The sequence below is a fragment of the Blautia coccoides genome, assembly GCF_034355335.1.
GTDB lineage: Bacteria > Bacillota > Clostridia > Lachnospirales > Lachnospiraceae > Blautia > Blautia producta.
On the sequence record NZ_CP136422.1, the window covers coordinates 2090212 to 2116885 of the forward strand.

Genomic DNA, 26674 nt, shown 5'->3' on the forward strand with positions numbered 1-26674 from the left:
TCATTGCCAAACGGGGAAAATCAGAATAAAACAGGAGGGTATTGCATAAATGAAAGAGAAGTATGTTGCATATGTTGGAACGTATACCCATGGAAGCAGTATCGGAATCCATTTATATGATGTAAATGTAGAAGAGGGGACACTTACAGAGAGAAAAGTCATTCCTGTAAATAATTCCTCCCACCTGGCCATATCATTAAATGGGAAATATCTCTATTCCATTGCCGACGAAGGAGTTGCCGTATTTTCGATTGATTCGGACGGAGATCTTACCTTTATTAATAAAGTAGACATTGACGGAATGAGAGGCTGCCACCTGTCCACGGACAAGGAAGGGAAATATCTCTATGTGGCAGGTTATCACGACGGTAAAGTTACCGTGGTACATACCCACAGGGACGGACGTCTGGGAAGTGTCATGGACGGGGTATTCCACAGAGGATTGGGAAGTGTTGCGGAGAGAAATTTCCGTCCCCATGTAAGCTGTGTGCGTCCTACACCGGATGGAAAGTATCTCTGTGCTGTGGACAACGGGATTGACCAGATGAAAATTTACCGTGTCAATGCCAGGACCAGCAAGTTAGAGCTTGTGGATGTGCTGCGCTGTGTAAGAGAATCCGGGCCGAGACTGATCAAATTCAGTCCCAACGGCAAGTTTGCATTCCTGAATTTTGAGCTGAGCAATGAAGTACAGGTGTATCGTTATGACGGAAGCGGCAAGAACCCCGTTTTCGAGCTGATCCAGACAGAGAGCACGCTGGCGTCCCATGATGATGAGACCCATGATGCCACATCCGGCATGTGCCTGTCACCGGACGGTGAGTATCTGTTCTGCTCCACAGCAGGGGAAGATACGGCATCCATGTATAAAGTGGATGAGGAGACCGGCAGTCTGGAAAAACAGTTTATACTGCCCATCAGCGGTGAGTATCCCAAAGACCTGGAGGTATTCCCCGACGGAAAACATCTGGCAGTTGTGAACCATGAATCCAACTCTATCACCACGTTTACCATTGATTATGAGAATAAACTGCTGGTTATGAAAGGGAAACCTTTGAAGGTAGAGACACCAAATAGTATAATCTTCCATAAATGTGAGGAAGAATAAGAGAAAGGAAGTGTTATCATGGAAGGTGGGCCTTGTCCCGGGAAATCGAATCAAGACAATAAAATAAAGAGTAGAAACCCCATAGGCAGGCACATCTGAATCTTTGTGCCCGTTTATGGGGCATGAAGGGAGATAACATGATCAGAATTTTTAAAACAATAGATGGAAAAATACATCAGGTGGAAGAAGCCACAGAGGGATGCTGGATTGCTCTCACAGATCCCACAGCCACAGAAATTTTTGAAGTTTCCAACAAGTACCAGATAGAGGTTGACGATCTGCGAGCACCTCTGGATGAGGAAGAGCGCTCCCGTATAGAAGTGGAGGACAATTACACGCTCATCCTGGTAGACACCCCCATCATTGAGGAGAGGGGTGACAAGGACTGGTACGGAACTATCCCTCTGTCGATCATCGTGACAAATGAGATGATCATCACTGTGTGTCTGGAGGATACCTCTGTACTTGGCAAATTCATGGACGGCCGTGTGCGGAACTTCTATACCTATATGAAGACCAGATTTATCCTGCAGATCCTTTATAACAATGCCAGTATGTTCCTGCATTATCTGCGCATCATAGATAAAAAGAGTGAGGAAGTGGAGGAGAAGCTTCACGCATCCACCAGGAATCAGGAGCTGATCGAGCTTCTGGAACTGGAAAAGTCCCTGGTGTACTTTACCACATCCCTGCGTTCCAATGAGGTGGTGCTGGAGAAGCTTTTGAAAGTGGAACGGATCAAACAGTATCCCGATGACACAGACCTTCTGGAGGATGTCATTGTGGAGAACAAGCAGGCCATAGAGATGGCCAATATTTACAGTGGTATTCTGAGTGGAATGATGGATGCCTTTGCATCGGTTATTTCAAACAATCTGAATATTGTCATGAAGTTTCTGGCAACCGTAACCATCGTTATGTCCATTCCGACAATGATCTTCAGTGCGTACGGCATGAATGTAAACACATCCGGGATGCCCTTTGCGGGGAGTCCCTACGGGTTTGTCATTGTGATCGTACTGTCTCTGGTACTGAGCTTACTGGTTGCATTGATCTTCTCCAAGAAGAACCTGTTTTAAGATAATAAAACGGTATATCTTCGGTATTGCGGCAGTGCAGTACCGATTTCCCTGAGGGGGGAAAGATAAGATTAGAAACGAGGAGAATATATGAATTTTTTGAACAAAATGGAAAGGAAATGCGGGCGTTTCGCTATCAGGAATCTGACAAAGTACATCATCCTGCTTTATGTGATCGGATATGTGCTTTATTTTCTGGGCAACGTTACAGGAATTCCTTTCAGCGCTTACCTGATGCTGAGTCCTGCCCACATTCTGCACGGACAGATATGGAGACTTGTGAGCTGGCTTTTGATCCCGCCTTCCAGTCTTAATATTTTTACGATCATTATGCTTGCATTGTATTATTCCCTGGGAACTTCTCTTGAGAAGACATGGGGAGATTTCAGATATAATGTCTATATCTTAGGAGGTATTTTAAGTACGATCATCGGTGCTTTTCTGCTCTATTTTATTCAGGGACCAATGAACTCCCTGTACGGAATGGCTGCCATCTCCACATATTATATCAACCTGTCCATCTTCCTGGCTTTTGCGGCCAGTTATCCGGATATGCAGCTTATGCTGTATTTTGTGATCCCGGTGAAGATCAAGTGGCTGGCTTATCTGGATGTGGCATACCTGGCCTATAACTTTATAAAAACACCTATATGGTCCATCAGAATGATGATCATCGCATCTCTGCTGAACTTCATCGTGTTCTTTTTTGCCACCAGGAATTACAGCCATATCAATCCAAAAGAAGTGCACAGGCGGCAGCAGTTTCAAAAAGCAGTTCATCCGAAGATGGCACCTGGTGTAACGAAGCATAAATGTGCCGTGTGCGGCAGAACAGAAAAGGACGGAGACAATCTGGAGTTCCGTTTCTGCTCCAAATGCAACGGCAATTATGAATACTGCCAGGATCATCTTTTTACTCATGAACATATAAAGTGACGATATCATTAGGAGGAAATTATGCGCAAGACGAAAATTGTATGTACCATGGGTCCGAATACGGACAAAAAAGCTACTATGAAAGCTCTGGTGAGACACGGCATGGATGTGGCCCGCTTCAACTTTTCACACGGGGATTACGAGGAGCAGAGAAACCGTATGAACCTGCTGAAAAATGTCAGAGAAGAGCTGGATAAGCCGGTAGCTATACTGCTTGACACCAAAGGACCGGAGATCCGCACCGGAGTTCTGGAGGATGGAAAGAAAGTAATTTTGACAGAGGGCGCAGATTTTACTCTCTATATGGAAGAAATGGTGGGTAACGAAAAGGGATGTTCCATCACCTATCCCGGACTGGCAAGAGAAGTTAAACCGGGCAACAAGATTTTGATCGATGACGGCCTTATTGAACTGGACGTCAAAGTGGTGAAAAAAGACCATATTGTCTGTACAGTTGCCAACGGCGGCGAGCTGGGTGAGAAAAAAGGCGTCAATGTGCCGAATGTAAGAGTGAAGCTTCCGGCTATCACAGAAAAAGATAAAGCGGACATTATCTTTGGCATTCAGCAGGATATTGATTTCATCGCCGCTTCTTTTATCAGGAATGCAGCAGGGATCAAAGAGATCCGCAAGATCCTGAAGGAGCATCACGCAGAGCAGATCAGCATTATCGCCAAGATCGAGAACGCAGAGGGCGTTGAGAATATTGATGAGATCATTGCAGCAGCAGACGGCATCATGGTAGCCAGGGGTGATCTGGGTGTGGAGATACCTGCCCAGGAAGTGCCATATATCCAGAAGCTGATCATCAAGAAATGCAATGAAAATTACATTCCGGTCATCACTGCCACACAGATGCTGGACTCTATGATTCGCAATCCCCGTCCCACCCGAGCAGAGGTTGCGGACGTGGCAAATGCCATCTATGACGGAACCGATGCAGTTATGCTCTCCGGAGAGACCGCAGCAGGAAAATATCCGGTGGAAGCTCTGACAATGATGGGTGAGATCGCTGAGGATACAGAAAAGCATGTGGATTATGACAAATACATTCAGCACAGGACCATGTACAAACAGACATTGGTTTCCAGTGCCATTGGTATTTCCTCTGTCCGCACAGCCAGAAATATTGACGCGGACTGCATTATCACTCCAACCATGTCCGGCAAGACGGCAAGACTGGTATCCAGTTTCCGCCCCACCATGCCGATTTACGCCATCACACCCAACGAATTTGTACAGCATAAGATGCAGCTCTATTGGGGTGTAAAGCCTCTGAAAGGAAATACAAAAGACACCACAGAAAACATTCTGACAAGTGCTATGGAAACCGTAAAACGCAAACGCCTTGTGAAAAAAGGCCAGCTTGCAGTGTTCACCGCAGGTGACCCGGCTACCAACAGCCGCAAAGATGAGCAGAATGTTACCAATATGCTGCATGTGATCGAAGTAAAATAAAGGTATGGTTTTTACTTTTGACTGTGAGGCTGCCCAACGGCTGCCAATAAATAATAGAATGGGATTTGGAAAAGCCGCAGAATTATAAGGTCTGCGGCTTTTCTGTGAGCTTTTTTGTTGCAAAATAGGCGAAAAACAGTTATGATAGTATCCGTATAAAAAAGGAGCAGAAATATGGAGAAAAGAGAAATCCACGGTGTCGTCTTCGATATGGACGGCCTTATGTTTGACAGTGAGAGGATTGTAAAGTATTCCTGGGACGTGGCGGGAGAACGGATGGGATACGGGAAGCTGGGGGATAATATTTTTCATACCCTTGGCTTTAATGTAGATAAGAGAAAACGCCATTTTAAGGATACGTACGGGGAGGATTTCCCATTTGAGCTGTTCCGGGACGAATACAGGAAGGCGTTTTGGGAATACGAGGAGAAGAACGGCCTGCCTGCAAAGAAAGGTCTGCATGAACTGCTGGATGTACTGGCCCAGAGAAATATCCCTATGGCAGTGGCAACCTCTTCCAGTCATGCCTATGCGGAGAATAATCTTAAGCGGGAAGGTATCCAGGCGTATTTTTCTGCTGTGATAACAGGGAGTATGGTCACAGAGGCAAAGCCGTCCCCTGAGATCTACAGGAAAGCCTGTGAAGCTCTGAAGGTCAGTCCGGCCTGTGCCCTAGCGCTGGAGGACTCCTACAACGGGATACGCTCTGCCCATGGAGCGGGAATGATCACAGTTATGATACCGGACCTGCTCACAGATTCCTCACCGGTGGACGAACTGCTGGACGGCAAAATGGATTCCCTGCTTGCTGTTGCCAGATGGATTGAAACAATATACCAATTTACAAAAGGAGAAAACTTTAATGGAGAAAAAGACATTTGTCACCAAAGAACAACTGGATGAAATTATAAAAAAATATCCGACCCCTTTTCATTTATATGATGAAAAAGGAATCCGGGAAAATGTAAAGGCAGTGAACGAAGCTTTTTCCTGGAACAAAGGATTCAAAGAATATTTTGCAGTAAAAGCCAATCCTAATCCGTTTCTGATCAACATTTTAAGGGAATATGGCTGCGGTTGTGACTGTTCCTCCTACACAGAGCTGATGCTCTCCGAGGCTATGGGATGCAGGGGTAATGAGATTATGTTCTCCTCCAACGATACGCCGGCCGAAGACTATGTGTACGCTGAAAAATTGGGGGCTGTGATCAACCTGGATGATTTCACACATATTGATTTCCTTGAAAAGACCATAGGCTATATCCCGAAACGCATCAGTTGCCGTTATAATCCCGGCGGTGTGTTTGAGATGGGCAACGGCATTATGGACAATCCGGGGGATGCAAAATACGGAATGACCACAGAGCAGATGTTTGAGGCTTTCCGTATCCTGAAGGAAAAAGGGGCGCAGAAGTTCGGCATCCATGCATTTCTTGCAAGTAATACCGTGACAAATGACTATTATCCCGTTTTGGCAAAAGAACTCTTTGAGCTGGCAGTAAAGCTGGAAAAAGAGACTGGGGCTGATATTGAATTCATCAACCTGTCAGGCGGTGTGGGTATTCCCTATACTCCGGATATGGAGCCAAATGATATTCGGGCGATCGGGGCCGGGGTAAAGAAGGTCTATGAGGAAGTGCTGGTTCCCGCAGGCATGGGAGATGTGGCGATCTATTCCGAAATGGGGCGTTTTATGATGGGACCATACGGCTGCCTGGTGACAAAAGCCATTCATGAGAAACACACCCACAAAGAGTATATCGGCGTAGATGCCTGCGCAGTAGATTTGATGCGCCCTGCCATGTACGGCGCATACCACCACATAACCGTTATGGGAAAAGAGGACAGCCCCAGTGATCACAAATATGATATCGCAGGCTCTCTTTGTGAGAACAATGATAAATTCGCCGTTGACCGTATGCTCCCGGAAATTGAAAAGGGAGATCTGCTGGTCATCCACGACACCGGTGCGCACGGTTATGCCATGGGATACAACTACAATGGAAAATTAAAATCCGCTGAGATCCTTCTGAGAGAGGACGGCAGTACAGAGCTGATCCGCCGGGCGGAGACACCAAAGGACTATTTTGCTACACTGGACTGCTTTGATATTTATGATAAGATAATCCATTGATTCAGATGAAATAGTATAAAGAAATGTGAACAGCGCTCCGGCCCGAATAGGAATCAGGCTGGGAGCGCTTTTTTCGCTGCCTGGTAGAGGGGAAAAATCCGCCGTATTGATGGAAATATACGTCCCGTATTGACAGCATACATGTTTTGTAAATTGTCAGCAGCTTGTACCCTTTCTGCGGTTATTATGGGGAAGATCTCCTCTGTGAACAGAAAAATGCCCCATTTAAGTTGACGAATCCGGAAAAAGATGATAAGTATAAGATATCAGAACGCGGCTTGCGAAAAAGCTTCATAAGGGGATTAAAAAGCCGGGGAAAAGGTACAGGGATTATCAACCAGAAAGGACAGCAGAAGAATATATGGAAGAATTACTCTATGGGGTGGCATATTACGATGAATATATGCCTTCTGACAGACTGGAAAAAGACGTGGAGATGATGAAAAAGGCAGGGATCAACCTGGTGAGGATTGCAGAATCCACCTGGAGCACCCTGGAACCCCAGGACGGTGTGTTTGACTTTTATCACATTGACAGGGTGCTGGATGCCATGGAGGAGGCCGGCATTCATGTGATCGTGGGAACGCCGACCTATGCCATTCCGGCGTGGATGGAGAAAAAACATCCGGATGTAATGGCAGTGACCAAACAGGGCAGGGGCATCTACGGAGCCAGACAGATCATGGACATTACGAACCGCCATTATCGGTTTTACAGTGAACGTGTCATAAGAAAGCTGATGGAGCATGTGAAGGACAGAAAATGTATCATAGGCTATCAGATCGACAATGAGACAAAACACTACGGTACCTCCGGAGAGCGGGTACAGGAAGGGTTTATTGCATACTTAAAGGAAAAATTCGGGGGTGATGTGGAGGCCATGAACCGGGAGTTCGGCATGAATTACTGGAGCAATGCCCTTCATTCCTGGGAGGATTTTCCGGATGTGAGAGGGACCATCAATGGCAGTCTGGGCTGTGAGTTTGAGAAATTCCAGCGCGGCCTTGTGACGGAATTTTTGTCCTGGCAGGCAGATATTGTGCGGGAATATAAAAGGGAAGACCAGTTTATCACCCAGAATTTTGACTTTGAGTGGAGAAATTATTCTTTTGGCGTACAGCCGGATGTGGACCATTTTAGGGCTTCAAAATGTCTGGATATTGCGGGCTGTGACATTTACCACCCCACCCAGTCAAAGCTGACGGGAAAGGAGATTGCCTTTGGCGGGGATATGACCCGTTCCCTGAAACAGGACAATTATTATGTGCTGGAGACTGAAGCCCAGGGATTTGCCCAGTGGGTGCCCTATGACGGACAGCTCAGGCTACAGGCATTTTCCCATTTGGCAGGCGGGGCGGATTGTGTGGAATACTGGCACTGGCACTCCATCCATAATTCCTTTGAGACATATTGGCGCGGGCTGTTAAGCCATGATTTCGCGGAGAATAAGACATATAAAGAAGCTGTTGTCATCGGCAGTGAGATGAAGCGTCTGGGAAGTCATCTCATCCATCTGAAAAAGCAGAACAAGGCTGCCATTATGGTGAGTAATGAGGCGCTGACAGGGCTGAAATGGTTCCCTATCGGAGGAGGTACAGAGATGTCCTACAACGATGTGGTACGCTGGATCTATGACGCGCTGTATGAGATGAATGTGGAGTGTGATTTCGTGTCACCGGATGCGGAAAATCTGGAGGATTATAAGATGCTGATCCTTCCGGCGCTCTACTGTGTGCCGGAAGAGACACTGCTCAGGATCCGGTCCTTTACGGAAAAGGGCGGCTGTCTTTTGGGTACCTTTAAGACGGGATATACCAACGAAAATGTAAAGGTATACCATGATTCACAGCCTCACATTCTGTCAGAGTGTTTTGGCATTATGTATAACCAGTTCACATACCCGGAGGAGACAGAGGAGACATTTCTGGAAGGAAGGCTCTGCGGCAGAGAAGATAAAGAGAAAGCCAAGGTATTCCTGGAATGCATTCAGGCAAGGGGAGCAGAGACGCTTCTTAGGTACGTGCATGATAACTGGGGGCAGTATGTGGCAGTGACAGAGAATACATTCGGCAGAGGAAAAGCCGTGTATTTAGGATGTATGTTCAGCGCAGAACTGCTGAAAAAACTTTTGGGTGAGCTGCTGGAGGAATGTGAGATCAGGCCGAACCCCGGTTCCTGCGGATTCCCTGTGATCGTCCGTGGGGGTAGAAACCAGATGGGAAAACAAATCTATTATTTCCTGAATTATTCCGGTAAAGTACAGGAGGCTGTGTGTCCGGAAGGGACATGGACTGAACTGTTTTCCGGGGAGACAAAGAAGGCCGGCGATGCCTTGACATTACAGAAATGGAATCTTCTGATTCTGGAAGAACAGTAAAAAATCTGCCTGACTGCAATTCTTTTTGCAGCCGGGCAGATTTTTTTATGCAGGTAGGTCTGTTTATTTTCCCACTTGGCAGCGGCAGTATTTTCTCCATCCCAGCAGACAGCAAAAGGCTAGAAGGCATGCGGAGAATACATATCCAAACAGGCGGCAGGCAAAGGGAATGGATGTGAGTTCACGCATGGGCAGGAAAAACGGCAGACAATTTATAACACTTTTGAGTATCATCAAAGCTCTTGTGACTTTCATGGATACAAGAAAAACAGTGTAAATGACAGCAGGAAACAGATAAGCGGCAGCGGACCAAAGCAGGGCAGAGAAAGAACTTTTCTTTATTGAGGATATCAACAGTGTGACAGCGGCAGTTACAAGTATGGATAAAAGTCCTGTGAGCAGATAAGCAAGCAGTACGGCGCCGGTGGTCTTCCGGGTATCTCCATCCCCATTCCAGAAAATGTTTCCGGTAATTAAGTCGGGAAAAGAAAGGCCTGCGCTGACAGAGAGTCCGCCACTGCCGTATACAAGCAGAAAGGCTCCCACAAGGAGGAGTGTAAACAGAAGATACACTCCGCCTGCCCATGTAAACGCTGCCAGTATTTTGGCGGCGGCTGTCTTCCCTTTTCCGTTCTGCGTGGTCAGCAGGATGGGGGCAGTTTGTTGGGCATATTCCTCAGAGAAAACAGGGGCACAGGCTATGATCACCAGAGCAGAGACGATCCAGAGGAGCATCATATGCATTTCGCTAAAGGTGTTGTCCCATCCGCCGATGTAACCATATTCATATTTGCCGCTCATTATCTCCGCAGCGTACTTGTCATCGGAACCGGCGAGAGCTGTGGGCGGTTCGCCGCCCCGGATTCTGGAATCGGAAAGATTGACAGTCACAAAACGGCTGGTGGAATTGTCATAATAACCCGGTAAAGTGTCGCCTGTATCAGAGGTTTCCAGGTCATTTTCATTGATATGCCATCCGAATTCCTTTACTATGGCCTCTGCTTTTTCCTGGGTCATAGACCCAGCGTATCGGCGGGCAATTTCCCTGTTGTATTGTATGGCATCGGTTCTCCTTAAACAGGTGCCATTGTCATAGGCATATTCTGAACCAAGCGCGGACATCTGAAAGTAGGCGGCCAAAAAGAGCAAGCCAAGCAGTGCGCCCATGAAAAGAATTTTTCTTGAACAAATTTTATATAACTCATTTCTGAAAAGCATATCAGAGCACCTCCCTGTTTTCTGTGGCGTAGAGATAAGCATCCTCCAGGTCAGGAACGGCCCGGGAGGCGTCAGGGAAGGGGCATTTTTCAGAGAGGACACGCATCCGTAGGTCGGTTCCTTCTGTTCTTACATTGCAGACAGTAAATTGTTTCCGGCAGATATCCGCTTCCGGGGGAGATATGACAAATTCCCATACGTGGCCGTCTGCCGCCCGGATCAGGGCATCCGGTTCCTTATTTTCAATGATCTTTCCACAGCGCATGATCAGTATCTTCTCAGCGGCATTTGCCACGTCGGAGACTATATGAGTGGAAAGGAGCACGATCCTGTCGTGTCCCAGAGTGCTGATGATATTGCGGAAACGGATGCGCTCCTTGGGATCAAGGCCTGCGGTAGGCTCATCCAACAGAAGGATTTTCGGATCATTGAGCAGGGCCTGGGCAATGCCCAGTCTCCGTATCATACCGCCGGAGAGATGTTTGATCTTTTGCTTTTCTTCCCCGGCAAGTCCGGTCAGTCCCAGCATTTGCCTGTATTTTCTAAGCGCTTCATCCCTGGGAACTGCCTTTAAGGAGGCGAGATAAAGGAGGTACCGCTTTACGGTAAAGTCGGGATAATAGCCGAAATCCTGGGGCAGATAGCCAAGCAAAGCCCGGTATCCGGCACCCATGTTCTGAATAGGTATGCCGTCCAGTGTCACTTCTCCCCGGTCAGGCGCAAGGATGCCGCAGAGTATGCGCAGCAGTGTGGTCTTGCCCGCGCCATTTTCCCCTAGAAGTCCGTACACACCGTTTTTCAGTGTAAAGGTGATATCGTCGGCGGCTGTTTTTTCTTTGTAACGTTTTGTTATGTTCTGCGTTTTTAATTCCAGCAAAATTCTTTACCTCCTGTGGTTAAACTGTGGAACAGTCTGTGAAGCTCTATGACCAGAATCAGGATTCCGGCTGCCAGTACCATTGCCCATACCGGCAGATAGACACCCAGATAAGCCTTGGGAAAGGCTGATGGAAACAGGAAAAACAGGCAGAGCAGAAGAAGGGTTCCCGACAATATAGCTTTCTGAGAGGAGGATCTTCTCGTAGACAGCAGGAAAAAATAGCAGACATTGGATAAGATAAAAGGTACAAACAGGTACATGCAGAGTGCAAAGATCCCATATCCTGTATGCTGTTTTACACCAAGAAGCAGCAGTGTCAGGACGCACAGGTTCAGTCCTGCTGAAAAAAACAGTTTCACGGCCCATATCTGTCCCAGGTTAAAGCAGCAGCTCTGTTCCAGTTCTGCCATATGCCAGGAGCGGCTTTTTGAAAATTCCAGAACGGCAGCCAGTCCCAGACCGGAGGAGACAGCGCAGGCAGAGGGGAGTATACTCTCACTGCCCTGCATCAGCGATTGGAAACAGGTCAGGAAAAGTACAGCCGCTGCCAGAAAGAGTGCCTGTATGATCCAATATTCCATGGAAATATAATGGACCTGGTCCAGCATCAGCGCCGGGACAGAGATATGTGCCGACAGGTCTTTTTTTGATACTTCCCTGCGGACTGCTTCCAGGGAATCTCTTTTTTTACCCTCATCTATAGGCGGAGAGGGTATCCGTATCTTGTTGTCATCCATAAAAATCCTCCTTTCTCAATGTATGCTTCAGCTTGTCCATGCCCTGTTTCATCCGGGATTTCACTGTGGATGAATTGGTGCCTGTGATCCTGGCAATCTCTCTGTGCTTCAGACCGTAGAGGCTGTGAAGCACAATGACCTCTCTCTGGATCTTGGGCAGCTTCATAAGAGCCTGGACAAGCAGCCTGGAATTCTCCTCCCGGATAACATTCACCAGCAGATCGCTCTGCATGGGCAAATGTCCCGGGGATTCAGCGGCAGGCTCCTCTTCGCGGGCTTCGTCCAGGGGGGAATAGGAGAGGTGCCGGTGAGCCGCGGTCTCTTTGCTGAAAAAATCGAAGCAGACATTTCTGGCTATGGTCAGCAGGTAGCCTTTCAGGTTTTTATACCGGTAGTGGTCCACATAGCGAATAAAACGAAGAAAGGTTTCCTGGGCCAGATCATATGCGGTATCGGGATCTCCGGTCTGGTAACAACAGAAACGGTAGATGTCGTCATAATATTTTTCCGCCAGCAAATTTAAGTATTCTTTATTGCCGTTTTGTATTTCCCTTATGGCTTTTCTGTCATCCATAGGCGCCCCCTTTCCTGTCTTCCATTATATATAACCGGAGGAGGAAGAAAAAGGTTTTATTTTTGTTGAAAAATGTGAGGATTTTAAATCATTACTTATTTTTTAATGCTTTTCGGGAAAACATACCGGGACAGGCCCTTGGTATGCTGGCCGTATTCAATGGCCTCAACGGGACAGCGGCAGATACAGGCCATACAGTGTGTGCAGCGGCTGCCCCACACCGGCTTTCCTTTCTCCAGATGGACATTTTTCAGGGGACAGACCTTTTCACATTTGCCGCAGGATATGCAGGCATTGGTGGCATAAAATTTTCTGGCATGTACAAATGCGGGATAAAATATATTGTTTACAATACCGCTGTTTAACCTGTCTTTGGAAGTGAGGGAAGGCTGCGGGAGCATTTCATTATTTGTGATGAAATGTGATATTTGGTCCATGGTATCCTCAGCCCTGCGTATGATCTCCAGTGATTCTTCCTCCTGGGGAGCGCGGAACAGTGCAATGTAATTCTCTGGCATGAGGACAGGAGCACACCCTTTAAAATTCAGGTTTTTGGAGGTGCACAATTTTTTTATATAGGCACCTGCATTTCCGATATTCCCTCCGCATGTCAGAATAAAATAAATGTCTTTATTTCCTGTCAGCTTTGTTTTGGTAAGCCAATCCTGAAGAATACGTGGAATCCGCCATGCGTAAGTTGGTGATACGATGACCCATGGTTTATCTGAACAAATCTGGGTGTGATCGCTGTCACGGATTTTTTGAAACAGATCAAGTGTGTCATCTTGAATGTTTTCTGCGATTTTTTGTGCGGTGTAGGCGCTGTTGCCTGTTCCGGAAAAATATAATATCATAGTCTTTTACTCCTTATCATGTATTTCATGAGTTTGCCGAATGCTCTCATAGATGAGATTGATTAGATCGGTCATATTCTTCCATTGGGATTCATCCAAACTCACATAATAATAATTTTTAGTTCCTTCTTTTCTCATATTGACAATACCCGCGTCTTTTAGGATACGCAGATGGTGGGACACAGAAGGTCTTGTCAGATGGGTTTTCTCTGCGATCTCACCGACCCTTATGCCTGACAGATCATTTTCTAAAAGCACCAGCAGGATCAACTGTCTTGTCTCATCGCCGATTGCAGTAAACGCATTTTGGCAGTCCCGAAAACCACGGACGATTTTTTGTAAACGCTCTTCACATTCATTTTCCATTTTTTAGTCCTCTGTATATTTTTAGTTCTCTACATATATCTGACATCCGGTTTTTCTCTCGGGGCGGAGCGGAGAAATTTTACACCGGGATAACCTAATACCAGGGTGGCAGCCACTTTTTTCCCTTTGGGAACGTTCAGCGCCTTTTTGATCTTCGGTGATATGTTGGCGGAAGATGTGAAAAATCCGCTGAACAGCACACCCAGCCCGTTGGCCTCTGCCACAAACTCCATATTTTGTGCTGCGAGTATGCCGTTGGTTTTGTCTTTTGCCAGGATAACAATGACAGTAGGTGCCTGGAAGAAGAAAAAATGTGGGTGTATTTTATTAAGTCTGGCAATAGGACTGAACAAATCCGCAAAGGGCTTTAGTTTTTTAAAGAGGCGGACAGCCATCTGTTCCACAGCGTCTTTTTCTTTCTCAAGGACCACAAAGGAGACATCCTGCATATTTTTGGCTGTATGTGTGAGACTGCCTGCTTCCAGGATCTGTTCCAGCACAGCATGAGGAATCTCTTTCTTTTGAAACTGCCGTATGGTGCGTCTGAAGCGGATGACATCCAGGACTTCATGGGGATTCAGGTGTACAGTGCCATTTTGGGTGATCGGTTTTGTATCATAGCCGCTGATGGTGACTGCCTCCTTTGGACAGACTGCAGAGCACTGACCACACAGGATACAGTCATCTAATATGGTTTCTGCCTTTTTATTTTTCAGTACGATATTGTGCGCAGCACATGTCTTTGCGCATAAACCACAGCCGATGCATAATGAGGTATGAATTTTTACTGCATGTTTTGCCATGAGTGGACTCCTTTCGTTAACATTTGTTAACCATTATATCAAAAGAGGAGGAGAATACAACATTGGTAAAGAAACACGTTACCAATAAAAAAGGGGCTGTCGGGAAATAGATAGCCTAAAACAGGGGAGGATTTGACCATCATCGGTCACATCCTCCCCTTGAACTATATCCTAAAACAGAAAAAAAGATGGCTAACGACAACCATCTTTTCCTCCGTTCCATGTTATAATAGAACTATGCTTAAACAAGATTATTATAACGAATTTTTTGATTTAGGGCAACAGAAAATTAACTTCAGTTTCTTCGAATTGCATTTACCCGATGACGATCCAGTTTATACCCTAAAAAAAGTGATGGAGGAATTAGATTTTTCAGGCCTGCTTGCCTGTTGTTCAGATAAGGGAAGAACCGGGTACAATCCAATCATGATGTATGCTGTCGTTACCTACGCAAACATGCGCGGAGTGCGTTCTGTTGACCGTATTGTTGAATTATGCGAAAGGGACCTTGCTTTTATCTGGCTGACCAAAGGGCAGAAACCGAAGCGGGATGCTTTCTATGAATTCAAGAATAAAAAACTGACGGGTGATCTTCTGGATGAGCTGAATTACCAATTCATGCGCCAATTGAAAAAAGAGGGCCTGATCACGCTCAAAGAACTCTTTATTGATGGTACGAAGCTGGAAGCCAATGCAAACCGCTATACTTTTGTCTGGAGAGGGAGCATCAATTACCATCTTGCAGGTCTTTTGGATAAGATAGATGCACTTTATGAAAAGTACAATACACTTCTGCATGAAAATGGGTATGCAGCGAAATACGACCTTGGGGATGCAAAGATGTTCATCATCGAAGGCATGGAAAAAGTCAGGCGTGTGATTGATGAAAACCGGAAACGAAAACTGACAAAGCATAAGAAGCTCTCAAACAATACAATCATCGAAATAGATAACTGCTCCCCTCTTGAGATTTTGAAGCTTCAGAAGAATCTGATGCAGATCACAGAAGGTGAGGGGATATCATTCGTCCACAGTAAGGGAAAAACGAAGTCCGAGCTTCAAAAACTGTATGAGGAACTGGAGGAATGCGGAAACCGCCTGATGGGATATAAAGAATGCTTTGAAATCATGGGGAAAGACCGCAACAGTTATTCCAAAACGGATCTGGAAGCAACGTTTATGCGGATGAAGGAAGACCACATGCTCAACGGTCAGTTAAAACCAGCTTACAACGTTCAGATCGCGGTGGAGAACTATTTCATCGTTCACGGATACGTGAGCAATGACCGTACAGATTATAACACCCTGATCCCGGTTTTGGAGAAGCATCAGAAAGCCTTTGGTAAAGTATTGGATGAAGTGACAGCAGACAGCGGATACTGCAGCGAGAAAAACCTCTTGTATCTGAAACACAATGGGATTGCCAGTTATATCAAACTCCAGGATCACGAAAAACGGAAAACCCGTGCCTATAAAGAAGATATCAGCAAATATTACAACATGACAACCCATATCTTTGAAGATGAGCGCTACTATATCTGTCATGACGGAAGAGAGCTTCGTCATATCCGGACAGAAAGTAAGGAGCAGGACGGGTATAGCCAGACATGGGAAGTCTATGGATGTGCAGATTGCAGCGGCTGTGAACATAAATCCCGTTGTCTGTATAAGTACAATGCGGAAAAAAACAGTGACCGAAATAAAGTCATGAAGATCAATGAGCAGTGGGAGGAACTGAAAGAAGCATCCAATGCCAACATCCAGAGTGAGAAGGGGATCCTGAAGCGCCAGATCCGTTCCATCCAGACCGAAGGGCACTTCGGGGACATCAAGGAAAACGAAAACTTCCGTCGGTTCAATTACCGCAATTCAGAAAAAGTGTATAAAGAATTCATGCTGTATGCAATTGGCCGGAATATAAATAAATATCATCGGTTTCTTTACCATGAGATCGAGAAATACGCAGGAAAATCTGATCAAAAGACAGCTTAGCTGCCAGAGCGGAGCTGCAAATATGTAAAAAGGGGATTTTGCGCCCTAAAATAGGAGAAGTAAAGAAAAACAAGCATATCCCGCAGAACGTCCTTTGCTGAAAAGCAAGGAAATCTGCGGGATATGCTTGTTTTGGTGTAGGGGCTTTAAAAATCAGTATTAACCGACAGTCCCCCCGGTTTATCTTGCCGTATTCTGTTTTTACTTTGTCATAACCCTGCAGCCATTTACAGGCAGCTTGGGCAGGTATTCAAAATACCAGTTCTGCCGTTCACCGGAATATTTCAGTATGGCAGGTATCCACGCATTGGAGACCTGCACATATACATATTGTTCCGGATGAACGGGTATCTTTTTGCTGCCGCCGTTCTCCTTGAGAACACAGGTGCGGCCATTATTCATTAAAGTTCCTATCATGTGTTAAGCCTCCTTTACTCTTTTTATAATAAGAGTATACATGGTAATTATGACCATTTCTTGGAAAAAATGTGAAGGGTTGGTGATATTTGTATGAATATACTAAAGTTTTTATGAAAAGCAGCATAATACTGCCTTTTATGGGATGTGAGAAAGAAAATTCATGGAGATAGCGGGATTCGAACCCGTGACCTATACGTTGCGAACGTATCGCTCTCCCAGCTGAGCTATATCCCCAAAAAAATAATGGAAGCAAGGAGGCTCGAACTCCTGACCTTTCGCGTGTGAGGCGAACGCTCATCCCGGCTGAGCTATGCTTCCATATAAAATATTATAGCACTTTGTTTGAGAAATGCAAGAGTATTTCCGGGGTGATTTATTTGTAGGATACAAGTTTTTATAGTATAATTCCAGTTATAGGATCTTGTGACAGGGAGCTGCAGCGGTAAATCCCGGCTTTTTTCATTTGTCAGAAAATCTGCCGCACTCTTTTGTTTTGAAAATAATTCGTCTATAGGGCATGGAAGGGAAGATATATGTATAAATTGTTGTTTGTTGATGATGATAAAGCCCTGCTCAAAATGCTGGAAAATTATTTCCGTTTAAGGGGATACAGCATTTTGCTTGCAGATGACGGCTTAACGGCCCTGGAGAAAATAGAGGATAACCCGGATTTGATCTTGCTGGATATTAATATGCCGCGTATGGACGGAATAGAACTGTGTATGAAGATCAGGGAATTCGTTTCATGTCCCATATTGTTCCTGACAGCCAGAGTTGAGGAGCAGGACAGGATAAACGGCCTGCTTTCCGGGGGAGATGACTATATTGTCAAGCCGTTCAGCCTGAAGGAACTGGAGGCGAGGATCACGGCACATATAAAAAGAGAGGAACGAGGCAGGAAAAAGCCAAATCTCAGATACAGGGAGGGGCTGCTGCTGGACTATAGTGCCAGGAAAGCCCTGTATGATGACCGGGAGCTGGAGCTTACAAAACTGGAGTACGATATTGTGGAATTCCTCTCCAAAAATCCGGGTCAGGTGTTTGACAAGGAGCGGATCTATGAAAGGGTCTGCGGCTATGATGCGGAGGGCGACAGCAGGGTGATCACGGAACTCATAAGAAGAATACGGAGAAAAATAGGAGAATATACCGGCACGGAGTATATTGAGACTGTATGGGGAAGTGGGTACCGATGGAAAAAATAAGGAATCTTTCGCTTAGGAAAACAATTGTACTTTACATGACTGCGGCGATCATTATCACCTTTTTCCTCTCAGCCGTGGTTATCAAAATGGCGGAGGGGACTCAGAGACAAATCTGGGCGGAATATACAGACTGGGATAAACATCTGGACTTTGAGGAGGAGACAGGAAATATCACGGAGATCACAAGGCCCGCACAGAAGGATATGCTTCACAGAGATTATGTCATGACCCAGATCTGCGACGCGGTGGAAACATGGTCTATGCTTATACTGCCTATGATCGGCAGTGTGATCGCGGTTTTTTGCTTTTACCGTGATAAGATCAGGGAGCCGCTTCAGATACTGACAGAAGGTTCCAGAAAAATACAGGAAAACCATCTGGACTTTCCTGTAGATTACAGGAAAAAGGATGAAATGGGAAGTCTGTGCCGGGAATTTGACCGTATGCGCTCCCAGCTTCAAGAAAACAACCGACAGCTCTGGAGCATGGTGGAACAGGAGAGAACGCTGAAGGCGGTCATTGCCCATGATATCCGTTCCCCCCTTGCAGTGCTGCGGGGATACCAGGAAACGCTTATGGAGTTTCTGCCTGCGGGGCAGTTAAGCCAGCAGGACATGGAGGAAATGCTGTCCTCGGGAATGCAGCAGATTGACAGGCTGAATGCCTTTGTGGAACAGATGAGGCGGCTTTCCGGCATCGAAGAGAGAACGGTTCATATGGATAAGATAGAGACCTCTGCATTGCTCAGATACATGGAACAGACGGCAAAGGCTCTGGCCAACAAGGAATCCTGCCGAACCGTCATAAGATCGGAGGGAATGCCAAATGGCTTTTTTGGTGATTTTTCCTTGATATGTGAGGTGTATGAGAATCTTCTGGGAAATGCAGTGCGGTATGCCCGGCATATGATCCTCATTACTATGGAGGTGACAGACGGAATGCTTTTTATTTCCATGGGGGATGACGGGGAGGGATTTCATGGAGAGGAAGAAGAGATCACGAAACCCTTCTACCATGATAACCTTGCAGATGACCTGAAGCATTTTGGCCTCGGAATGTATCTGAGTAAACTGTACTGCGAGATGCATGGAGGTAAACTGCTGTTGGGCAGTGCTGATTTGGGAGGGGCTTATGTGAAGGCGGGATTTCACATAGAATAGCCGCATCCCGACGGGACACTATAGCTGCGGGTTATGGAAATCCATATTTTATAAGTATTTGTGCTATGCATGAGAATGATTTAAAATAGTAATGATCAGTATAAGAAGGGAGCGGACAAAATGATCTATAAGAATTTTCAGGACATGAAATTATCTGCGCTGGGAATGGGAGCTATGCGTCTTCCGGTCATAAACGGAGAAGATTCCAGGATTGATGAGAAGGCAGCCGCAGAGATGGTGGCATACGCCATGGAACATGGAATAAATTATTACGACACAGCCTGGGGGTACCATGAGGGGAATTCAGAAACCGTTATGGGCAGGATCTTGGATCAATACCCCCGCAGTACCTATTATCTTGCAACTAAATTTCCGGGGTATGATCTCTCCAATATGGATAAAGTGGAAGAAATTTTTGAAAAACAGTTGGAGAAATGCAAAGTGGAGTATTTTGATTTCTATCTGTTCCACAATGTATGTGAGATGAACATTGACGCGTACCTGGATGAGAAATATGGCATTTTTGACTATCTGATGAAACAGAAGGAAAAGGGAAGGATCCATCATCTGGGCTTTTCCGCTCATGGAAGTTATGATGTGATGAAACGTTTTTTAGAGGCTTACGGAGAGCAGATGGAATTCTGCCAGATTCAGTTAAACTATCTTGACTGGTCCTTCCAGAATGCAAAAGAAAAAGTGGACCTGCTGAGCGAATACCACATTCCCGTATGGGTAATGGAGCCGCTCAGAGGAGGACGCCTTGCCTCTCTGTCCGAGGAAAACAGTGAAAAATTAAAGACATTTCGTCCGGACGAGGGCATTCCGGCATGGGCTTTTCGTTTCCTTCAGGGAATCCCGGAAGTGAAGATGATCCTGTCAGGCATGTCTGATTTTGCACAGATGCAGGATAATATACATACTTTTGAGACGGATAAGCCTCTGAATGAGCAGGAGAAAACAGCTCTGCTGGAGATTGCTGACAACATGGTAAAGCACATTGCCCTGCCTTGTACAGCATGCCGTTACTGCACGAGCCACTGCCCTCAGGAACTGGATATTCCCATGCTTCTGGAGCTGTATAATGAGCATTGCTTTACAGGCGGCGGATTTATTGCGCCTATGGCTCTGCAGGCCGTCCCGGAGGAGAAACAGCCCGGTGCATGTATCGGATGCCAAAGCTGTGAGGCAGTCTGTCCGCAGCAAATTAAAATATCAGAAGCCATGGCTGATTTTGCGCACAAGCTGAATGGCTGAGTATTGGAGGCAGAATAAAAGAGCTGTCGGAAGATCAATATCAATAAATGGAAATACGAGCTGTAGTTTTCTGTTTATTGGTATGGATCAACTGACAGTTCTTTTTTTGTTGTCTTTTTGTTGTGATTTCTCATTTACAATAGTATCAGAACAGGAGGAATGCAATATGAAGGTTATCATCAAAAGAGAATTGAAAAGCTATTTCAAAAACCCCATCTATTATGTGGGTATTCTGCTGATATTTTTTGAAGTCTTTCAGATACTTCAGCCTTATCTGAAGCTGCATTACTGGGAAAATGATGCACAGGTTGAGGCGGCCAAACTGAAACATATCAACGATGCGGATGTGATGAATGGGTATCTGCCTTCGACAGAGAAGGAACGGATCGAAATTGCCCTGCCGGAAATCTGCAGAGATATGAATGAGGCATTAGGAGTCAGCAAAGAGGAAACGGATAAGATGGCAGAACTTTTTCAGAAAGACGGATACAGCGAAAAAGAAATCATGAATTATCTGATGAAGCATTACGACTATATTAAGGTGGATTACTATTTCCAGGAGGCAGAACTCAGACAGGGAACTGCAGAAGAGGTGAATGCATATATAGACAAAAAATTCACCAGTATGCGGTATTCGGAATATGTGGGCAGAAAATTTGCTGATTTTGCAGGACTGTTTTTTGTCTTTTTCTCCTCAGTTTTGATGGCATTTTTATTTCTTCAGGATACAAGGAAGAATATGTATGAACTGCTTCACACAAAGCCGGTATCGGCCTGGAAATATGTGACAGGGAAAATCGTGGGAGGTTTTACAGCACTTTTACTGCCGCTTGCTGCTATGACCGCTGTTTTTACATTTTTATGTATGAAAAACGGAATAGAACAGGGATTTCCCGTAGCTGTGTGGGATTTATTTGCAGCGGATGTACTTTATATCCTGCCAAACCTGCTTATGGTGATCTGCGTATATGCCCTGACCGCCCTTCTTTTTAAAAATCCCCTGCCGGCTGCCCCGCTGCTCATCCTTTATATGGTTTATTCTAATATGGGCAGTATCGGACCGGACGGAACATATGGTTATTACGGAAGGCCTCTTGCTATCATGGTACGTTTTCCGGGGCTGTTTCTGGATACTGCACCGCCGCCGCTTGCCCTCATGAACCAGACCGTGCTTCTTTTTGTGTCGGCGGGAATCATATGGATATGTGTGAAATTATGGAAAAAAAGGAGGGTTTACGGGTGAAAGAGATTAAAATAAGCCTGCCATTGTATAAAATCCTCTGCGCCTTTTTCTTTGTCCTGATCCTGGCAATAGTAAGGGGCGTCACGGATGTAAATGAGATCGGGCCGACGATCGACACTTATATAGCGATTCTTGCCCTTGTCCTGTGCGCAGATACCTGTTACCAGGAGGTACCGGGGGGAGGTTGGGAGATTCTTGCAATAAAGCCTAAAAAGCAGCAGAGGAAGACCATCCTCAGACGCTTTGCTGTCCAGTATTTATTTATAATATGCGTGGCAGCGGCAGGGTATGGATTGTTTTACATTATACAGCAGCCATATATAAGAGAAAAAGGGTTTTATTATTTTGCGGCCGCTATGGGGGCATCAGCAGCCAGTATTGTTTTATTCGGAGCTGTTTCGGCGCTTCTCTCCAAAATGACCGGCAGCCTTTGGGGAGCAATCGGGGCATCAGCGGCGCTTTGGTTTTTTCTTATATCAAGCTGGGCTGAAAAGCTGCCCCCTTTCTTCCAGATATTCGCATTTGGCAGCAGGAATATGGAGGAAGGGGAGCTGTGGTGGATAACCGGAAAGGTAACGGCACTGATTCTTGGAGGTGTCTGTATGGGGGCATTGGGAAATTTTGGCGGATATGCGGGAAAAGCAGGGAAGAAAGGAAAAAGGTGAAGATATGTCAGTTAAGATAGATAATGTTACAGTCAGATTTCAAAAGGATGTAAAGGTATTGGATGATATTTCATTTACTATTCCATCCGGCGTATATGGTCTTTTAGGAGAGAACGGGGCAGGAAAGACAACACTTATGCGGGTACTGGCAACGTTGTTAAAGCCATCGGCGGGGGATGTTATGATAAATAATATGGTGTATCGGGAGAGCAATTATCCTTTCATACAGAAAAAGATCGGATATCTGCCACAGGAGCTTTCCCTGTACCCCAATCTGACAGTCCGGGAATGCCTGGAGTATCTGGGGGAACTGTCCGGTATACCGAAAGGGGAATGCAGACAAAGAGTGGATCATTATCTGAAAATGACCAGTTTGGAGGAACATCAGAAAAAGAAAATGAAACATCTGTCCGGTGGTATGAAGCGGAGAGTTGGCCTGATCCAGGCACTTTTAAATGAACCGGAGTTTCTTATTGTGGATGAGCCGACAACTGGGCTTGACCCGGAGGAGAGGATACGTATCAGAAATCTTCTGGTGGAGTTTGCGGTGGGAAGAACGGTTTTATTTTCCACACATGTGGTAGAGGATTTGGCGGCAACCTGCAGCCGGCTGACTGTGCTCAAAAAGGGAAAAATGCTTTACAGCGGTTCCGTGAAAGAACTGCTGAAATTGGCAGAAGGTCATGTCTGGATTTGCGAAACACAAGAGGAGCAGCAGGTGCGCCTGTTGGAACAGAAATACCATGTTTCATCTAAACAGATTCAGGAGGATGGCATGACCGTCCGTGTGATCAGCCCGGTAAAACCGGATGTGCCGTGCAGTCAGGCAAAGGTGACGTTGGAAGACGCGTATATATATGTGTCGAATTTTTAGACTTACCGGATGTTCCGGGAATATAAAAGCAAACAGGCCGCGGTTTTATAGATACCGCGGCCTGCTTGCTTTCTATGACGTGAGCCGATATCATCAGCGGAAATTATTCATCGCCGGAGATGGAGAATTATCTTTCTGGCTGTTTCCCGAATCTGTGCTGTTACCAAGAGTGACAGAGATAGTTTTTTCTTCATAACTGTTGTTCTGACCGGGAACCTGCAGTGTTACATCCACGGTTTCGCCCGTCTTGTAATACTGGAGCAGATTCTGGAGCTGACTGGCTGCGGTGATGGATTCACCGTCAAATTTTGTCAGGACACTGCCGGAGGTGATGCCGGCTTTTTCTGCTGCGCTTCCGGCGGTGACAGATGAGATATATACACCTTTTGGAAGACCGTATATTTCCTCAGCCTCACTTGTTACATCTGCACCCTTGATTCCCAGACTTCCCTGGTCACCCTCAGCAACTTTTTCACGGGTTGTTTTGTTCATCAGGTTTTCTATAATATCAGATGCTCTTGACATTGGAATTGCGTAGCCCATGCCTTCCACTGCTGTGGATGCCAGTTTTGCAGAGTTGATCCCAATGACTTCACCATTCATATTGAGTAGTGCACCTCCGCTGTTTCCGGGGTTGATAGCTGCGTCTGTCTGGATGTAAGTAGCAGCGTTGGAGTCGTCTGTGTTTGTATCAGCCGCTGAAGAAGTTTCGGAGAGAGTACGGTTCACAGCACTTACGATACCTGTTGTGACGGACTGACCATAACCCAGTGCATTGCCGATAGCCACAACCTGCTCGCCTACCTTCAGGGAGTCAGAATCACCGATATTGGCGACCGCGATAGCTGACATAGTTTCATCGGAGATGCTGTCCAGAGGAACAGCGATAACTGCTAAATCGTTGTCAGCGTCAGTTCCTTTTACCTTTGCTTCCAGTACATTATTGTCAATAAAACATGCGGAAAGGGTATCCGCGCCTTCCACAACGTGATTGTTTGTCACGATCAAAAGCTCTGTGTCATTTTTTCCTATGATGATACCGGAACCCTGGCTTTCTGTTTCCTGAGTCTGCGGATAACCACCGTATCCAAACTGACTAAAATAATTCTGAACCTCCTGGACCGATTTATTGGTTATGGAGACAATGGACGGCATGGCTGCCGCTGCAATAGAAGATACGTCCATACTTCCTGTATTGCTGCCTGAGCCTTGGGAAACCGCTGTTGTTTTCAAAAGGCTTGCCTTTGAATCACTGCTCCCGGAAGCTGATTTTGCAGAGGCTGATGAAGAATTGGCTGTGTAAATATGATTTACTGCCTGAAAAGAACCAGCCGCCACAGAACCGAACAGAACAGCACTAAGAGTCAGGGAACCAATCCGTTTTGCAAGGCTTTTCTTTTTGCTTTTGCTGTGCTTGGAAGGCTTTTTGTCAGGATCCGGAGATGATGCGGAGCCTTCAGAAAAGACCGGGTAATGGGACAGTTCATTGTTGTTGTTATCTGAATTAAAATCGTAATAGTTTGACATAAGAATTCCTCCTCAATTTGCATTTATTATTTATTTGGTGTGTTTGTATTTGGTATCTCTTTGTTTATGTCTATAGCATATCGGATAATTGTGGCGAAATTGTCGTGATTCTGTGATAAAATTGAGGAGAAAGTGTGTAAATTTGGTGAAATGCTTTTGACAGTGATTGATGCAGTAGTTCGACAAAAGTTCCGTTGTCAATGGCGGTTCCCCATGAAATTTTGCCTGCGCTCCTGAAGAGCCTGGATAGTTACGAATAAAGATTTGATCCAGTGGAATACTGACTGAGAGGTGGAAAATACATGACTGATAGGAAAAAAAGCCGATGGGAACTCTACCAGAATATGGAGTATCATTTAGTGAAAGATATACAGCCATCCTGTTATCTGAATGAAATCTATGAGGATCCGGATTTTCAGAAGTATCCGTTTGATATGCTGCATAAGTTGAAAAGCGTTGAGCAATCCCCTAAATATCATCCGGAAGGAAACGTATGGAATCATACACTTCTTGTTGTAAATGAGGCGGCAAGAGTAAGAAACAAGAGCAAAAATCCTTTAGCTTTTATGTGGGCAGCTATGCTTCATGACATTGGAAAAGCAAGAAAAACAAGAAACAGAAATGGAAAAATCACAGCGTATGACCATGATAAAGCGGGCGCAGTTCTGGCATGTGAATTTCTCACTCAGTTTGCGAAGGAACAGGCGTTTATTGATGAGGTTTCACAGTTGATCCGATATCATATGCAGATTTTGTATGTGGTAAACGGCCTTCGTTTTGCAGATATTGAGGGAATGAAACAACATACAGATATAAATGAGGTGGCACTGCTGGGACTGTGTGATAGATTGGGGAGAGCGGGCAGCAGGAGAAAAGAGGAAGAAAATAATATCAGGATTTTTTTACAGGCATGTAACTCTTTTTCTGCAAATAATAAAACCAGGAGGTAATACTATCATGGCGAAAGCAGGAATGAAACGTCCTGACCCTAAAGGGCAGCAGAGTAAAGAGAGTGATCAAGTTTTGCGGATACGCAGCAGGCTGCACACGGGAGATCGTGTGCAGCCTCTAAAATGCAGCCTCTCAGAACCGGTATTCCATAATGAACTCTTCATCTTTGTCAATGACTGGCTTAAATCCGACTTTTTGATACATATGCAGCGCATAATTATCTTTTTGTACAGACAGGGAAGCTCTTTTATATCCCTTGTTTCTTAATAATTCAAGCATCTGTTTCATAAGTTCTGTACCGATGCCGCATCCCCTATACTCTTTGAAAAGGGATATGGCAAATTCAGGTGTCTCGTCATCCAAATCTCCGTAGCCATGGATATTCCTTACCCAGACTGCGCCAACCACCTGTTCGTCAGCCTCTGCGCACAGACAGGCATCATCTTTCAAGGTACCGAAATCCTGAATATAGACCTGCAGATCAGGCTGGCTGATTATAGTCCTGGGAAGCAGTTCTTCCCCTTCCCGCTGGAAAATAGACTCATACAAAAATTTTGCAAGGAGCGGATATTCCTGTGGGTACATCTCTCTGATAATATATTCCATAAATACCTCCGTTTTTATAAGCGATCATCTAGAAAACATTCTTACTTCCACACATACGGATTCCTCCCTATATAGTCAAGTGTTTTTTCCTTATTTTTCAAGGAATTTTTAGTTACATATCTCAGATGAATGAGCCGTGAAGATGGGTATTTCTGTGTATCTGGTACGAAAATAGCTGATTTTGGGCATACAAAATAAAACGTCTCATTATTCCGCTTTATATGGCCTTGTGTATGCCCCTCCATCTATGGCA

General features: G+C 45.5%; 25 protein-coding genes and 2 tRNA genes. 15 read left to right on the forward strand and 12 right to left on the reverse strand.

What is annotated here, in order from left to right:
• Nucleotides 1-49: 49 nt before the first annotated feature.
• The 7 genes from BLCOC_RS09195 (at nt 50) to BLCOC_RS09225 (ending at nt 9092) form a co-directional block, all read left to right on the forward strand.
• Complete coding sequence (locus BLCOC_RS09195) at nt 50-1108, forward strand: lactonase family protein (RefSeq protein WP_018596300.1); 1059 nt, start codon at nt 50-52, stop codon at nt 1106-1108.
• 137 nt (nt 1109-1245) lie between these two features.
• Entirely contained in the window at nt 1246-2187 is a 942-nt protein-coding gene (locus BLCOC_RS09200) for a magnesium transporter CorA family protein (protein ID WP_018596299.1), read from the forward strand.
• 90 nt (nt 2188-2277) lie between these two features.
• The gene (locus BLCOC_RS09205) at nt 2278-3123 is read left to right on the forward strand and encodes a hypothetical protein (protein ID WP_018596298.1); all 846 of its coding nucleotides are present in this window, start codon (nt 2278-2280) and stop codon (nt 3121-3123) included.
• 21 nt (nt 3124-3144) lie between these two features.
• A complete protein-coding gene (gene pyk, locus BLCOC_RS09210; protein WP_018596297.1) occupies nt 3145-4581 on the forward strand; it encodes a pyruvate kinase in 1437 nt (478 codons plus the stop codon).
• A 174-nt stretch (nt 4582-4755) separates the two neighbouring features.
• Complete coding sequence (locus BLCOC_RS09215) at nt 4756-5484, forward strand: HAD family hydrolase (RefSeq protein WP_018596296.1); 729 nt, start codon at nt 4756-4758, stop codon at nt 5482-5484.
• Complete coding sequence (locus BLCOC_RS09220) at nt 5444-6715, forward strand: diaminopimelate decarboxylase (RefSeq protein ID WP_115625099.1); 1272 nt, start codon at nt 5444-5446, stop codon at nt 6713-6715. The genes BLCOC_RS09215 and BLCOC_RS09220 overlap by 41 nt, the downstream gene beginning before the upstream one ends.
• A gap of 361 nt (nt 6716-7076) precedes the next feature.
• Nucleotides 7077-9092, forward strand: a complete 2016-nt coding sequence (locus tag BLCOC_RS09225; RefSeq protein WP_115625100.1) for a beta-galactosidase — start codon at nt 7077-7079, stop codon at nt 9090-9092.
• Between the two features lie 63 nt (nt 9093-9155).
• Here the strand turns inward: BLCOC_RS09225 and BLCOC_RS09230 are convergent, their stop codons facing one another.
• The 7 genes from BLCOC_RS09230 to BLCOC_RS09260 all read right to left on the reverse strand — a co-directional run bounded on the left by BLCOC_RS09230 (nt 9156) and on the right by BLCOC_RS09260 (nt 14524).
• On the reverse strand, nt 9156-10310 hold the full coding sequence (locus BLCOC_RS09230) for an ABC transporter permease subunit (RefSeq protein ID WP_165907198.1): 1155 nt from the start codon (nt 10308-10310) through the stop codon (nt 9156-9158).
• Between the two features lies 1 nt (nt 10311).
• Nucleotides 10312-11187, reverse strand: a complete 876-nt coding sequence (locus BLCOC_RS09235) for an ABC transporter ATP-binding protein (protein WP_115625102.1) — start codon at nt 11185-11187, stop codon at nt 10312-10314.
• Nucleotides 11175-11927: a hypothetical protein gene (locus BLCOC_RS09240; RefSeq protein WP_115625103.1), complete on the reverse strand. Its 753-nt coding sequence runs from the start codon at nt 11925-11927 to the stop codon at nt 11175-11177. The genes BLCOC_RS09235 and BLCOC_RS09240 overlap by 13 nt, the downstream gene beginning before the upstream one ends.
• On the reverse strand, nt 11920-12501 hold the full coding sequence (locus BLCOC_RS09245; protein ID WP_115625104.1) for an RNA polymerase sigma factor: 582 nt from the start codon (nt 12499-12501) through the stop codon (nt 11920-11922). The genes BLCOC_RS09240 and BLCOC_RS09245 overlap by 8 nt, the downstream gene beginning before the upstream one ends.
• A gap of 95 nt (nt 12502-12596) precedes the next feature.
• Entirely contained in the window at nt 12597-13355 is a 759-nt protein-coding gene (locus BLCOC_RS09250; protein ID WP_115625105.1) for an EFR1 family ferrodoxin, read from the reverse strand.
• Between the two features lie 6 nt (nt 13356-13361).
• Nucleotides 13362-13721, reverse strand: coding sequence for an ArsR/SmtB family transcription factor (locus tag BLCOC_RS09255; RefSeq protein ID WP_115625106.1), 360 nt, complete (start codon nt 13719-13721; stop codon nt 13362-13364).
• Between the two features lie 29 nt (nt 13722-13750).
• Nucleotides 13751-14524 carry a nitroreductase family protein gene (locus BLCOC_RS09260; protein ID WP_115625107.1) on the reverse strand — a complete coding sequence of 258 codons (774 nt, stop codon included), beginning with the start codon at nt 14522-14524 and terminating at the stop codon, nt 13751-13753.
• A 237-nt stretch (nt 14525-14761) separates the two neighbouring features.
• Here BLCOC_RS09260 and BLCOC_RS09265 point away from each other — a divergent pair, with 237 nt between their 5' ends.
• Nucleotides 14762-16516, forward strand: a complete 1755-nt coding sequence (locus BLCOC_RS09265) for an IS1182 family transposase (protein WP_115625575.1) — start codon at nt 14762-14764, stop codon at nt 16514-16516.
• A gap of 201 nt (nt 16517-16717) precedes the next feature.
• Here BLCOC_RS09265 and BLCOC_RS09270 read toward each other — a convergent pair whose 3' ends face one another.
• From BLCOC_RS09270 to BLCOC_RS09280, 3 genes are all read right to left on the reverse strand, one after another.
• Nucleotides 16718-16933 carry a hypothetical protein gene (locus BLCOC_RS09270; protein ID WP_018596279.1) on the reverse strand — a complete coding sequence of 72 codons (216 nt, stop codon included), beginning with the start codon at nt 16931-16933 and terminating at the stop codon, nt 16718-16720.
• A 164-nt stretch (nt 16934-17097) separates the two neighbouring features.
• Nucleotides 17098-17170, reverse strand: a tRNA-Ala gene (locus BLCOC_RS09275).
• Nucleotides 17171-17180: 10 nt separating this feature from the next.
• Nucleotides 17181-17254 (reverse strand) — tRNA-Val (locus BLCOC_RS09280).
• Between the two features lie 215 nt (nt 17255-17469).
• On the opposite strand from BLCOC_RS09280, the gene BLCOC_RS09285 reads away from it, so the two are divergent.
• The 6 genes from BLCOC_RS09285 (at nt 17470) to BLCOC_RS09310 (ending at nt 23337) form a co-directional block, all read left to right on the forward strand.
• Nucleotides 17470-18141 (forward strand): response regulator transcription factor, encoded by a 672-nt coding sequence (locus tag BLCOC_RS09285; protein ID WP_029469748.1) that lies wholly within the window; start codon nt 17470-17472, stop codon nt 18139-18141.
• Nucleotides 18129-19301, forward strand: a complete 1173-nt coding sequence (locus BLCOC_RS09290) for a HAMP domain-containing sensor histidine kinase (protein WP_165907350.1) — start codon at nt 18129-18131, stop codon at nt 19299-19301. The genes BLCOC_RS09285 and BLCOC_RS09290 overlap by 13 nt, the downstream gene beginning before the upstream one ends.
• A gap of 120 nt (nt 19302-19421) precedes the next feature.
• On the forward strand, nt 19422-20555 hold the full coding sequence (locus BLCOC_RS09295; protein WP_115625109.1) for an aldo/keto reductase: 1134 nt from the start codon (nt 19422-19424) through the stop codon (nt 20553-20555).
• A gap of 166 nt (nt 20556-20721) precedes the next feature.
• Entirely contained in the window at nt 20722-21798 is a 1077-nt protein-coding gene (locus BLCOC_RS09300) for an ABC transporter permease (protein WP_115625110.1), read from the forward strand.
• Nucleotides 21795-22463, forward strand: a complete 669-nt coding sequence (locus BLCOC_RS09305; RefSeq protein ID WP_018596274.1) for a hypothetical protein — start codon at nt 21795-21797, stop codon at nt 22461-22463. Before BLCOC_RS09300 ends, BLCOC_RS09305 begins: the two co-directional genes overlap by 4 nt.
• Nucleotides 22464-22467: 4 nt before the next feature.
• Nucleotides 22468-23337 carry an ABC transporter ATP-binding protein gene (locus BLCOC_RS09310; RefSeq protein WP_026255572.1) on the forward strand — a complete coding sequence of 290 codons (870 nt, stop codon included), beginning with the start codon at nt 22468-22470 and terminating at the stop codon, nt 23335-23337.
• Between the two features lie 93 nt (nt 23338-23430).
• Here BLCOC_RS09310 and BLCOC_RS09315 read toward each other — a convergent pair whose 3' ends face one another.
• Complete coding sequence (locus BLCOC_RS09315) at nt 23431-24864, reverse strand: S1C family serine protease (RefSeq protein WP_115625111.1); 1434 nt, start codon at nt 24862-24864, stop codon at nt 23431-23433.
• A gap of 302 nt (nt 24865-25166) precedes the next feature.
• Between BLCOC_RS09315 and BLCOC_RS09320 the strand changes: the two genes are divergently transcribed.
• On the forward strand, nt 25167-25814 hold the full coding sequence (locus BLCOC_RS09320; RefSeq protein ID WP_115625112.1) for an HDIG domain-containing metalloprotein: 648 nt from the start codon (nt 25167-25169) through the stop codon (nt 25812-25814).
• A 133-nt stretch (nt 25815-25947) separates the two neighbouring features.
• Here BLCOC_RS09320 and BLCOC_RS09325 read toward each other — a convergent pair whose 3' ends face one another.
• Nucleotides 25948-26421 (reverse strand): GNAT family N-acetyltransferase, encoded by a 474-nt coding sequence (locus tag BLCOC_RS09325; protein ID WP_115625113.1) that lies wholly within the window; start codon nt 26419-26421, stop codon nt 25948-25950.
• Between the last annotated feature and the right edge of the window lie 253 nt (nt 26422-26674).